This is a genomic window from Mesorhizobium newzealandense (genome assembly GCF_042682145.1).
Lineage (GTDB): Bacteria > Pseudomonadota > Alphaproteobacteria > Rhizobiales > Rhizobiaceae > Mesorhizobium > Mesorhizobium newzealandense.
In genome coordinates this window covers 125,863-137,619 of record NZ_JBHUGZ010000030.1, presented here as the reverse complement: position 1 = coordinate 137,619, position 11,757 = coordinate 125,863, and the positions used below count along the sequence as shown (strand labels likewise).

Below are 11,757 nucleotides of genomic sequence, written 5' to 3'. Positions count from 1 at the left end.
AATGTGGAGTGCCCTATCGCACAGGCACAGGGCCCCTTCAAGCGTTCAAACCGGACAGTTCGGGGGACAAAAGCCGCAATCAGCCTTTTTGGCTGCGCAACAGCGCTTCGAGCGCGCTATCGCCGCCTTCCGGCAGCATGATCCGCACATGGGCATAGAGATCGCCATGGCCACCGGCCTTCTCCGGCAGGCCCCTGCCCTTGAGCCGCAGGACCTTGTCCGAACTCGACCAGGCGGGAAGGTTGACCGCGAGCTTGCCGGTCGGGGTCTCGACGGGCACCTTGGCACCGAGCACAGCATCCGCCAGCGCCACCGGCAGATCGGCATGCAGGTCGCGGCCCTCGATGCGGTAGCGTGGATGCCGGCGCAGATGGATCTTGACAAGCGCATCGCCCGGCTGACCCGGCCCTTGCTCGCCTTGCCCCTTCAGCCGGATGGTCTGGCCGTCCTCGACATAGGCCGGCAGCTTGACCGCCACCTTGCGGCCGTCGGGAAACATCGCCGTCACCTTTTCGGCGGTCGCCGCTTCCTCGATGGTCACGTCGAGCGTCACGTTCAGATCGGCGGCGGTCGCCGGCTGCCGGCGATCGCCGGTGCCGGCGCCGCGCGCGCCCGAAAAGGCGTCGCCGAAAATCTGGCTGAAGATATCGCTGTTGCCGTCGAACGGATCACCGCCCGGACGCCCCGAACGGAATTCGAATCGCGAACCACCGGCCCCTTGCTGCCGGCGAAACCCGCCGAAGGGATCACCGCCACCGGCGGCGCCCTCAAAACCCTGGAAACGCGGCTTGCCGTCGGCGTCGATCTCGCCGCGATCGAACGCGGCGCGATTCTTCTCGTCGCCGACGATCTCATAGGCCTGGTTGGCCGCGGCAAAACGGTCCTTCGCCTTGGGATCATTCGGATTCTGGTCCGGATGATGCTTCTTGGCGAGTTTCCGGTATGCCGATTTTATGTCCTTGGCCGATGCGTTCTTGGCAACGCCCAGCACCTCATAGGGGTCGCGCATGCTTACTGCCCTGGAAAGGAGTGAAACTGTGGTTGCCTCCTATATGCGCTCGCATAGGAAGAAATTCCAGTGGCCGAGCAGCATATCAAAAGCGGAAAGTCAGAGCGCCTTGAAGTCCTGCATGTGCCAGCCGCCGGCACTGGCCAGGCAGAGTTCGCCTTCGAACATGGCAACGCCGTCAAAGCTTTCGCGTGAGGCCCTGAAACGGCGGCATGTCTGGCCCTTGTCCTTCAATTCCGCCAGTTCGGTGATGGAACCACGTGACCCTGTGCCGGCATTCGCCCACGGCACGGCCTGGCCGCCGAGTTGCTCGATGTCGGCCGAGGACACCGCATTGCCGATCGTCGTCTGGTCGGAGTCGCGATCCGAACCGACCGGCGCAGATGGGGCAGAGGTGCTGCTGGTCAGGATCGAGCGATCGACTTCGGCTTTTTCCAGGCTGAAGCCACCCGCGCCGCAGGCGGCAAGCGGCAGAACGATCATCACGATCGCGGCCTTGGCGCTGGCTGAAGCAATTAGGCTGCCTTGCCTGCTGTCAAAAGCTTGCGCGATACGCGACAATCGGCAACCTCCCCCCGCGCCATAAGAATCTTGGCTTCGTGCAATTTGAGAAAAACTATGAGTGACACAGAGTTAACAACCAGTGACTTTACGGAGGCGGCGGAGCCGTTTCGCCTCTTTGCCGCATGGCTGGAAGACGCCACCAAGAGCGAAATGAACGACCCCAACGGCGTGGCGCTGGCGACCGTCGATGCCGACGGCATGCCGGATGTGCGGATGGTGCTGCTCAAGGGGTTCGATGAAGGCGGGTTTGTGTTCTACACGAATTTCGAGAGCGCCAAGGGCCAGGAAATTCTTGGCAGCATGAAGGCGGCGATGTGTTTCCATTGGAAATCGCTGCGCCGGCAAGTGCGCATTCGTGGCCCGGTGGAGATCGTCAGCGAGGCCGAAGCCGACGCCTACTACGCGACGCGGCCGCGTGGCAGCCGTATCGGCGCCTGGGCCTCGAAACAATCGCGGCCGCTGGAAAGCCGCTTTGCGCTGGAAAAGGCGGTGGCCGAATACACGGCGCGCTATGCGATCGGCGAAATTCCGCGGCCAAAGCATTGGTCGGGCTTCCGCATCGTGCCCACGACCATCGAGTTCTGGCACGATCGACCCTTCCGGCTGCATGACCGCGTCGTCTTTTCACGCAAAGCCGGGGACGGTTGGGACAAGACGAGGCTTTATCCCTAGGGCGGTTCATCGTTTTACGGGAACGCCGAACCGCTCTATCTCTTTGTTTTGACGCAATTCCGGACGGAAAACCGTTTCACACTTTTCCTGGAATTGCTCTAAAGAGAGGCTCAGGCTTTCTTTCTGGTCATGAACGCGGTGAGCGCGGCGCGCGCCTCATCCGATTTCAGCCGCGCGCGAAAATGTTCGCTTTCCTCGCCGATGCGGGCGACGAGGTCGTCACGCGAGCCGCGCATCAGGTCGCGCGCGATCTTCAGCGCCTGCGGCGGCTTGGCGGCAATCTGGCCGGCCGCCGCCAACACCGAGGCCTCCAGCGCCGCTTCCTCGACAACCTCGTAGATCAGGCCAGTGGCCTTCGCGCGCTCTGCCGAAAATCCCTCGCCAAGGCCGAGCAGCGCGAAAGCAGCTTGCTGCCCCAGGATCCGCGGCGCCAACAGGCTCGATCCCGCCTCGGGCACCAGGCCGAGGTCGACGAAAGGCGTCCTGAACACGGTCCGCGGCGTGGCGAAGGTCAGGTCGCAATGCAGGTTGAGCGTCGTACCGATGCCGACCGCGATGCCGTCGACGCCGGAGACAATGGGTTTCTCGACCCTGGCCAGCGCCATCAGGAAGTCCCAGACCTCCGTGCCCCCGTCGCCGCCTGTGGCGACGACCATGAAATCGGCAAGGTCGTTACCGGAGGAGAAGGCGCCGGGCACACCGAGGAAGACATGGACGCGGATCGCGGGGTCGGCGTCACCCTCGGCCAGGGTCTGCGACATCTTCGCATACATGGCGCGCGTCAAGGCGTTCTTCTTGTCCGGGCGGTTCATGCGGATGATCTGGATGGCGCCCTGGCGCTCGACGAGGATATGGTCTGTCACGGTTTCTTCCTTGTGAACGTCAGGCAGAGATGAGCGCCTTGCCAGCAGCGGCCAGGCTTTCGGCGCCACCGATGATGCGATCCTTCAGCGCACGTGCCTCACCGAGCAGGTTTTCGGCGAAGAAGCGGCAAAGCGCGATGCGGCCCGGATCGGCAAGAGCGCCCTGCGCCAGATAGGCGCCGCCGGCAGCAAGCGAGATCAGCCTGAGATAGGGCGTAGCACCGGCCAGCGCCTCGTCCGACTGGCCATCGGCCGACAGTTTTTGCAGGAAGCGGGTCGCGTGCGTCAACTCGGCAAGCGCCTCGTCGAGGGCATCGGCGGTGCGGCCGAAACCCTGCAGATTGGAGATCCGCACGGCATTGGCGACCGCGGCAAGTTCGACGATGTAGCCATAGACATGTTCGCCGCCGCCGAGCGGCAGCTTGCGCATCACCAGATCGATGGCCTGGATGCCGTTGGTGCCCTCGTAGATCGGGGCGATGCGCGCATCGCGATAGAGGGCGGCCGCGCCCGTCTCCTCGATGAAGCCCATGCCGCCATGCACCTGGAGGCCGAGCGAGGCAACCTCGACACCGACATCGGTCGAAAAAGCCTTGGCCAGCGGCGTCAACAGATTGGCGCGATCGCGCCAATGGGCCGCCTCGTCACCGGTAGATACACGCGCCAGGTCGATGGCATGCGCGCAGCAATAGCTGATGGCGCGCGCCGTTTGCGTCAGCGCCTTCATGGTCAGGAGATTGCGCTGCACATCGGGATGACGGACGATCGGCGCCATGCCGGCGCCAGCGTAGCTTGCCGCCTTGCCCTGGCGGCGCTCATTGGCATAGGCGATCGCCTTTTGCGTCGCGGCTTCCGCGACCGCGACGCCCTGCATGCCGACGGCAAGGCGGGCGTTGTTCATCATGGTGAACATGCAGGCGAGGCCCTTGTTCTCCTCACCGATCAGCCAGCCGATGGCGCCGGGCGCAGCGCCCCCGAAGCCGTCGCCATAGATCATGGTGCAGGTCGGCGAGGCATGGATGCCGAGCTTGTGCTCCAGGCCCGAGCAGAAGACATCGTTGCGCGCGCCCAGCGATCCATCGTCGCCGACCAGGAATTTCGGCACCAGGAACAGCGATATGCCGCGCGTGCCGGCCGGCGCATCGGGCAGCCGCGCCAGAACCAGATGGATGATGTTGTCGGTGAAATCGTGCTCGCCATAGGTGATGAAGATCTTCTGGCCGAAGATGCGGTAGGTGCCGTCACCCGCTGGCTCGGCGCGGGCGCGCAAGGCATTGAGGTCCGAGCCGGCCTGCGGCTCGGTCAGGTTCATCGTGCCCATCCATTCGCCGGAGACGAGCTTTTCGAGATATTTCGCCTTGAGTTCTTCAGAGGCGTGTTTGTCGAGTGCCTCGACCGCGCCCATGGTCAGCGTCGGGCCGATGCCGAAGGCCATGGCGGCGGAGTTCCACATTTCGAGCGCGGCAACGCCGAGCATGGTCGGCAACGCTTGGCCGCCATACGCCTCGGGCCCGGACAGGGCGTTCCAGCCGCCGTCGATCCAGCGGCGATAGAGTTCCTTCCAGCCGGGCGGCGTGGTGACGGCAGCGTCCTTCAGCACCGCACCCTGCTCATCGCCGATCTTGTAGAGCGGCGCGACCTCGTCGGTGGCGAAACGGCCGGCCTCGCCGAGAACGGCATCGACCAGATCCTCGCCGAGATCGCCGAAGGTGCCCGCATCAAGGGCCGACTTCATGCCGGCCACGTGCTTGAGCGTGAAAGCGATATCCTCGACCGGTGCCCGATACATGCCGCTCGCTCCTCCTGGTGCATCGGCCCATCGATCGTAGGACCCGCACTGCCGCAAAACCATCCGCCTTTTGAGCGGTCTCCCACCTTCTTTTTACGTAAACGTCAAACTTTGTCACGCGGATTTTGCAATCGCGCCGGCGCGTATTAGATTCGGGTTAGCGCCGGATCAAGCCGAGCGACGACAGATCAGAACCAGCGAACCGGAACCACCCATGCTTGCCAGACCCGACGCCTATCGCTGCATCGAATGCGGCCTGCCCTATCGCGCGGCAGGGTTCTGCTACCATCAGGGCAGATTGGAAGACGGCGCCGCCTATTGGTCGGATCGCGGCATATTGTGCTCGCCGCAATGCTCTCTCGCCCACCACCGTAAACGCGCAGCCGAAGGCACGCTGCCGCAAGAGCCGGCGCCCGACCCATTCGAGTTTCGGCCGCTCATTCGGCGGTAGCTTTGCCGGCGCCAGCCTGCATAAGCAATTCCTTAACCATGACGGTCCAGGATTTTACCTTGGTCAACGGGGATTCCCTGTTTGAAAAGGACGGCGCGCCTCCTTCGCCGCACAGCGCTTCTCGCTTTTGCGGCGACGATGACGCTGTCGACGGTGGCAAAGTCCTCGGATTTCTCCGAGCCCTGGAAGAATGCTGACCGCGCCCTGGTCATCGACGCCTACGAATACAATTCCATCGACTGGGCCCAACTCGCCACCGACAAGCGGATCGTCGGCTTCATCAACAAGGCATCCGACGGCGTGCCGCCGCCATATTTCTGTTCCGGCGACGACACCGAGGTGAAACTCTGCAAGGCGCTTTGGAAACGCCACGCGGTGACACGCGAACTGTTCCAGACGCGCAAGGTGGTCGCCAAGGCACTCGGCCTGAAATGGGGCGCCTATCACCTCGCCCGCCCCGGCAATCCGGTCGAACAGGCCAACAACTTCCTCGATTTCGCCGAACCCGCGCCGGACGATCTGCTGGCTCTCGATATCGAGGGCAACGACCCGACACAGTGGATGTCGCTCGACGATGCCGAGGAGTTCGTGCGCCAGGTGCATCGGCGCATCGGCCGCTTCCCGGTGCTCTACGTCAATGGCAAGACGGCCCAGTACATTGCCGACAACAGCTACAGATACCGGCTCCTGTCGCGGCTGCCGCTCTGGTATGCTCGCTACAAGTCCGACATCGACGTGCATTTTCCGATGGGCAACTGGCAGGGCTACGCGCTGTGGCAGTTTTCGGCGCAAGCCAATTGCGGCCGGCTCCGCTGCCCTTACAGGGTCGCCGGCACGCCCAAGGACATCGACGTCAATGTCGCTCCGACGGACGCCGCCACGCTGCGCGCGCAATGGCCGTTCGGTGGGCTCATCGACGTGCCGCCTGACTATCTCGCTTCGATACCGCTGCCGGTCTCACGCGAAGCCGGCCTCGCCGGCAACTTCACCATCACCTACGCCTCGTTGGCGGCGCCACCGACGTTCGAGGACATGGTCGCGGCGCTGGGCACACGCTGGACGAGATTCCGCGACGGCTTCCGCATGCCTGTCGTGAAGACGGTGCCGCGACGGCCGGGCTTCGGTATTGTCCAATATGTCGCCTGGAAGCGGACCGACCAGCGTTCGCCCGCACAACTCGACGCCGCCTTTGCCGCGGCCGATCCGCTCAGCACCGCTTCGACCGAGATCGATCGCGGCTTGCGATAGACCAAAGCGCATCCCGTTTGACCGGATTCAGGCGATGCGCTTTAGGTCCTTGTTTTCATGCATGTCGTTCTCCCAAAACCGAGGTCACTTTTGGGCGACATGCATTAGCGTTCCGGACTTTCAGTTTGCCTGCTCGCGCGCCACGGCCTGCCAGCCAATATCGCGGCGGCAGAATCCATCCGGCCAATCGATCAGGTCGAGCGCGTCATAGGCGCGTCTCTGCGCCTCGCCGACCGTAGCACCTGATGCCGTGACGTTGAGGACGCGGCCGCCATTGGCAACCAGGGCGCCGCCATTGATGGCGGTACCGGCATGGAAGATCTGGACGCCGTCGCCCGCCGCGTCTTCGACGCCGCGGATGACCGATCCCTTTTCCGGCGTGCCGGGATAGCCCCTGGCCGCCATCACCACGGTGAGTGCCGCCTCGTCGCGCCAGCGCACCGAGCTGTGCGCAAGCTGGCCGTCGGTGGCGGCATTGAGCAGGACCAGCAGATCGTCCTTCAGGCGCATCATCAGCACCTGGCATTCCGGATCGCCGAAACGGGTGTTGTACTCGATCAGCTTCGGCCCCTTGTCGGTGATCATCAGTCCGGCGAAGAGAATGCCGGCAAAAGGCGCGCCCAACTCGGCCATGCCACGCATGGTTGGCTCGATGATCTCGCGCATCGTGCGCTCGACCATTTCCGCCGTCATCACCGGTGCCGGCGAATAGGCGCCCATGCCGCCGGTGTTGGGGCCGACATCGCCATCGCCGACGCGCTTGTGGTCCTGCGCAGTACCGAAGGCCAGCGCCGTGGTGCCGTCGCAGAGGCAGAAGAAACTTGCCTCCTCGCCGGTCATGAATTCCTCGACCACCACTTCCGCGCCGGCGGCGCCGAAGGAACCGTCGAAACAGGCGTCGAGTGCTGCCTGTGCCTCGCCGAGCGTCATGGCGACGGTGACTCCCTTGCCGGCGGCCAGGCCATCGGCCTTGATGACGATCGGCGCGCCTGTCTTTTCGACATAGGCTTTGGCGGACGCCAGATCACCGAAACGGCCATAGGCGGCGGTCGGGATGTCGTATCTGGCGCAGAGATCCTTGGTGAACCCTTTTGAGCCTTCCAGCCGGGCGGCAGCCTTGGAGGGTCCGAAGACGCGAATGCCTTGCGCACGCAGATCGTCGGCAATGCCGGCGACCAATGGCCCCTCCGGGCCGACCACGACGATGTCGATTTTCTTGTCCCCGCAGAAGGCGGCAATTGCGGCGTGATCGGCAATGTCCAGCTTCACCAGCTCGGCCTCGCCGCCGATACCCGGATTACCAGGAGCCGCATAGAGCCTGGTCAGCAGCGGCGATGCGGCGATCTTCCAGGCCAGCGCATGTTCGCGGCCACCGGAGCCGAGAAGAAGAACGTTCATGGCCACCTCTTGATGCCTATAATCCTGCAGAGCACCCGCTATTGCTCTCTGGACGACGGGTCAAGGCATCAGGGCGCTTTGATCGGAATTGCGCACGGGAACGTTACCCCTGCAGGACACCGGGGGCGGATATCGGCGCCGGTGTTCAGGCTGTCGCTCAGCCCTGGAAGACGACCGGAAACCAGTCCTCGCGCAGCCTCTGTCCCGGCTGCATGCCGTGGCCATGGTAGGGTGGCGACGTGCGCCCCGGCCGCTCGACATATCGCGCATCGTCACCGACCCAGCGCAATGACAGCGCCCGACGCCGTGCCGAGGTCATGTTGCCACGCGCGCCATGCGCGGTCCTGAAGTCGAACAGGATGGCGTCGCCCGGCTCCATTTCCCATTCGAGAACCTTCATCCCAGGGTCCTTGTCGGGATCGGGCACCGGCAGATAGTCGCCCTCGCCGGCATAGAAATTGCTGTCGTCGAGCCAGCGTACCGGCAGGATCATCTTGTCCCATTTGTGCGAGCCGGCGATCAGGCGCAGAGTCGCCTCTTTCACCGGATCGATGGGAATCCAGAAGCTTACCGTCTGCTGGCCATCGACGAAGTAGTAGGGGATGTCCTGATGCCAGGGCGTCGGCTTCTGCGTCCCGGGTTCCTTGACCAGCACGTGATCGTGGAAGAACTGCGCGGTGCGCGACTGCATCACCGCTGCCGCCAGTTCGGCGGCCGGCGAGTCCCGCACCACGCTGACGAATTCGGGAATGCGCTCCCAGTTGCAATAGTCATCGAAGAAGCTGCCGCGGCCATTGGCGATATCGGACGCGGTGGCGCTACGGTTCTGCATGTTGCGCTCGATGCCGGCGGCAATCGTGTCGACCCAGCCCTTGAAGGCGCCACGGATGCAGACGGCACCGTCGCGCTGATAGTCGGCGATCGTCCTTGCGTCGATGACCTGAGTGTCGATTGTCTGGGTGTCGATTGTCTGGGTGTCGATCTGGGAAGCCATGGCGTTCTCCTCTTGGAAGAACCGACTATCGCAACGCTCTTTCATTCAGTAAAATAATAACTTCTCATTTGGTGCATAGGATTATCCTATGAATGTAACCCTCACGCAACTGCGTTATCTGGTCGCCGTTGCGCGCCATGGCAGCGTCACTGGCGCCGCGAAGATGCTGAACGTCTCGCAGCCTTCGATTTCGGTGGCGATCGACGCTGTCGAAAAGAATTTCGGCCAGAAACTGTTCGTCCGCCAGCGGGGAAGCGGCGTGTCGCCGACATCCTTCGGCCGCGCTGTCGTGGCGAAGGCAAGACAGGTTCTCACCGAAACGGACGAACTCGTCGGCCTCGGCTCAAGCAAATCGGCTGTCGGCGGTGAACTGGTGCTGGGGTGTTTCGAGGACCTGGCCCCGTTCTTCGCACCGGCCCTGATCCGCGCCTTCTCCGAACGCTATCCGGCCGTGAAAATCGTCGTTCGCGACGAGACGTTCGAGACGCTCGGGCGGCGGCTCAGCGATGCCGCCATCGATCTCGGCCTCACCTATGATCTCAGCCTGCCTACACATTTCGCCCGCATCCTGCTGCGCGAACTTCGGCCGCACGCGCTGTTGCCGGCCGGCCATGCCCTGGCGGATCGTTCCGAGGTCAGCCTTGCGGATCTAGCCGCCTATCCGCTGATTACGACAGACCAGCCGCACAGCTGGCAACATATGCTCGACCTTTTTCGCAGCCGTGGCCTCTCTCCGGTGGCCGACACAACGACGAGTTCGTTCGAACTCCAGCGTAGCATGGTGGCAAACGGCTTCGGCGTCGCCGTCAGCTACACCCGCCCGCATGGCGACCGCAGCTATGACGGCCTGCCGCTGATCTGCAAACCGCTGTCGGATCCGCTGCCCAAGCAGCGGATCCTGCTCACCTATGACACGCACCAGCGCGTATCGAATGCGGCGCTGGCGTTCATCGACGTGGCCAAGGGTTGGTTCGACTCCCATGACATCTTCGCGTCCGCAAGCGAGACTGCTTGACGGCCTTCCAGTCTGCTGCCAATCCAGCACGATGGAACCTATCCAGTCGAAAGCGGCCCAGGGCCGTGTCGCCGATGCGCCGAACGGCCATTGGGTCTACCGCGTGCTGCCGCGCTCGATATGGCCCTATGCGCAGCTTGCGCGGTGGGACAGGCCGATCGGCTGGCAATTGCTCCTGTGGCCATGCTGGTGGTCGGCGGCACTTGCGGCGAGCGCCTATCCGCGTCCCGGCGATCCGCTGCTATCGCTGCTGCCGGCGCCATTGTATCTCGTGCTGTTCCTGATCGGCGCCATCGCCATGCGCGGCGCCGGCTGCACCTACAACGATCTGGTCGACGAGGACATCGACAACAAGGTCGAGCGGACGCGCTCGCGGCCGCTGCCATCGGGCAAGGCCACGCGCCGGCGGGCATGGGTGTTTCTTGTGCTGCAGGCGCTGGTTGGTCTGGTGGTGCTCATACAGTTCAACAGCTTCGCCATTCTGCTCGGCATCTGTTCGCTGGCCATCGTCGCCGTCTATCCGTTCATGAAGCGGATAACCAACTGGCCGCAACTGGTACTCGGGCTTGCTTTTTCCTGGGGTGCGCTGATGGGATGGGCGGTCGAGTTCGGCGATCTCGATGGGCCGGCCATCATGCTCTATATCGGTTCGATCCTGTGGGTGATCGGCTACGACACGATCTATGCGCACCAGGACAAGGAAGATGACGCCATTGTCGGCGTGCGCTCGACGGCACGCCTGTTCGGCGACAGCACCAAATCATGGCTGGCAGGGCTTTATGGCGGCACGCTGATCTGCTTCGCCATCGCCTTCGCGTCAGCCCAGGCTCCGGTGCCGGCGCTGGCCGGACTGATCGCCGCCGGCGCTCATATGGCCCGGCAGATCGCCGTGCTGGATATCGACAATCCGGACCAGTGCCTGCGGCTGTTCCGATCGAACAACCAGGTCGGCTGGCTGATCTTCCTGGGCCTGATCGGCGGTGCTGTGTGGGTGGCGCTGAAGCCGCTGGTTTAGCGGCTTCGCTTTTCGAGCATGTCCCAAAGGATCATGCTCAGTCTCGCGAAATGATCTCCTGGCCGTCGATGACCAGCCTGAGACCAAGGTCGCCGGCCCTGCGGCGAGCGAGGAAGCGCGGGCGGCGCATGTTCGAAACGCGGCCCTTGCGACGAGCCTGCGGCGGCAGCGTCTTGATGGCGGCGCCGAGCGATTCTTCCAGGGTACGGGCAACGCCGTCCGATTCGATCAGCAGCATCGGCAGACGGTAGGCGTCGGCCCAGGCGCGCCAGTCGGCGGCGACGTCTTCTAGATCATCGGCCACCAGCAGCGGCACCGACAGCATCGGATCGTTGTGCAGGAGTTCCAGGGTCACTGTCACGTTGCCGTCCGGATCCTCCATCGCACGGGCGGCAACGCCGCGAAACGCATTGGCGGGCAGCGCGATGATCGCCGGCAAGCCGCTCATCTCGAGCATGCGGCGGATCACAGCGCCACGCTGGTCGATGGTGAAGGTCACGTCGCCATAGTTGTCGCGTGTGGCGTAGCTTACCACCTGCGGCAGGCGGAATGGGTCGAGACGCATGTTGCGTCCCGCCCAGACTGGCTTCAGTCCGGTGTTCATAGAGTGCCTTCCTGTCTGTCTCCTGAGAGCCGGTGTCCGGTTCTCTCCGGGCCGGTTGTTCCAGCCTCGCTTGTGAGCAGACAGTAGCGTGGGCTCCTTACCGCCCCGCTTAAGAAAGTCGGTTAAATTTTGCTG

Annotated in this window: 12 protein-coding genes; 5 read left to right on the top strand and 7 right to left on the bottom strand. The window is 63.7% G+C overall.

What is annotated here, in order from left to right:
• Positions 1-79: 79 nt before the first annotated feature.
• Positions 80-1,009 carry a DnaJ C-terminal domain-containing protein gene (locus tag ACFSOZ_RS34745; RefSeq protein ID WP_379105711.1) on the bottom strand — a complete coding sequence of 310 codons (930 nt, stop codon included), beginning with the start codon at positions 1,007-1,009 and terminating at the stop codon, positions 80-82.
• Between the two features lie 99 nt (positions 1,010-1,108).
• A complete protein-coding gene (locus ACFSOZ_RS34740; protein WP_379105709.1) occupies positions 1,109-1,570 on the bottom strand; it encodes an RT0821/Lpp0805 family surface protein in 462 nt (153 codons plus the stop codon).
• Positions 1,571-1,627: 57 nt separating this feature from the next.
• Between ACFSOZ_RS34740 and pdxH the strand changes: the two genes are divergently transcribed.
• A complete protein-coding gene (gene pdxH / locus ACFSOZ_RS34735) occupies positions 1,628-2,245 on the top strand; it encodes a pyridoxamine 5'-phosphate oxidase (protein ID WP_379105707.1) in 618 nt (205 codons plus the stop codon).
• 110 nt (positions 2,246-2,355) lie between these two features.
• Here pdxH and ACFSOZ_RS34730 read toward each other — a convergent pair whose 3' ends face one another.
• Together ACFSOZ_RS34730 and ACFSOZ_RS34725 are read right to left on the bottom strand one after the other, a co-directional pair.
• A complete protein-coding gene (locus ACFSOZ_RS34730) occupies positions 2,356-3,108 on the bottom strand; it encodes a crotonase/enoyl-CoA hydratase family protein (RefSeq protein ID WP_379105705.1) in 753 nt (250 codons plus the stop codon).
• Between the two features lie 19 nt (positions 3,109-3,127).
• Positions 3,128-4,897, bottom strand: a complete 1,770-nt coding sequence (locus ACFSOZ_RS34725; RefSeq protein WP_379105703.1) for an acyl-CoA dehydrogenase — start codon at positions 4,895-4,897, stop codon at positions 3,128-3,130.
• Positions 4,898-5,111: 214 nt separating this feature from the next.
• Here ACFSOZ_RS34725 and ACFSOZ_RS34720 point away from each other — a divergent pair, with 214 nt between their 5' ends.
• Positions 5,112-5,348 carry a hypothetical protein gene (locus ACFSOZ_RS34720; protein ID WP_379105701.1) on the top strand — a complete coding sequence of 79 codons (237 nt, stop codon included), beginning with the start codon at positions 5,112-5,114 and terminating at the stop codon, positions 5,346-5,348.
• A gap of 81 nt (positions 5,349-5,429) precedes the next feature.
• The gene (locus ACFSOZ_RS34715; protein WP_379105699.1) at positions 5,430-6,596 is read left to right on the top strand and encodes a glycoside hydrolase family 25 protein; all 1,167 of its coding nucleotides are present in this window, start codon (positions 5,430-5,432) and stop codon (positions 6,594-6,596) included.
• A 120-nt stretch (positions 6,597-6,716) separates the two neighbouring features.
• Here ACFSOZ_RS34715 and purD read toward each other — a convergent pair whose 3' ends face one another.
• Both purD and ACFSOZ_RS34705 read right to left on the bottom strand, forming a co-directional pair.
• On the bottom strand, positions 6,717-7,994 hold the full coding sequence (gene purD, locus ACFSOZ_RS34710; protein ID WP_379105697.1) for a phosphoribosylamine--glycine ligase: 1,278 nt from the start codon (positions 7,992-7,994) through the stop codon (positions 6,717-6,719).
• Positions 7,995-8,151: 157 nt separating this feature from the next.
• The gene (locus ACFSOZ_RS34705) at positions 8,152-8,988 is read right to left on the bottom strand and encodes a phytanoyl-CoA dioxygenase family protein (RefSeq protein WP_379105695.1); all 837 of its coding nucleotides are present in this window, start codon (positions 8,986-8,988) and stop codon (positions 8,152-8,154) included.
• An 88-nt stretch (positions 8,989-9,076) separates the two neighbouring features.
• Here ACFSOZ_RS34705 and ACFSOZ_RS34700 point away from each other — a divergent pair, with 88 nt between their 5' ends.
• Both ACFSOZ_RS34700 and ubiA read left to right on the top strand, forming a co-directional pair.
• A complete protein-coding gene (locus ACFSOZ_RS34700) occupies positions 9,077-10,003 on the top strand; it encodes a LysR family transcriptional regulator (protein ID WP_379105693.1) in 927 nt (308 codons plus the stop codon).
• A 31-nt stretch (positions 10,004-10,034) separates the two neighbouring features.
• On the top strand, positions 10,035-11,018 hold the full coding sequence (gene ubiA / locus ACFSOZ_RS34695) for a 4-hydroxybenzoate octaprenyltransferase (protein WP_379105691.1): 984 nt from the start codon (positions 10,035-10,037) through the stop codon (positions 11,016-11,018).
• A gap of 37 nt (positions 11,019-11,055) precedes the next feature.
• Here the strand turns inward: ubiA and ACFSOZ_RS34690 are convergent, their stop codons facing one another.
• Positions 11,056-11,622, bottom strand: a complete 567-nt coding sequence (locus tag ACFSOZ_RS34690; protein WP_379105689.1) for a DUF6101 family protein — start codon at positions 11,620-11,622, stop codon at positions 11,056-11,058.
• Between the last annotated feature and the right edge of the window lie 135 nt (positions 11,623-11,757).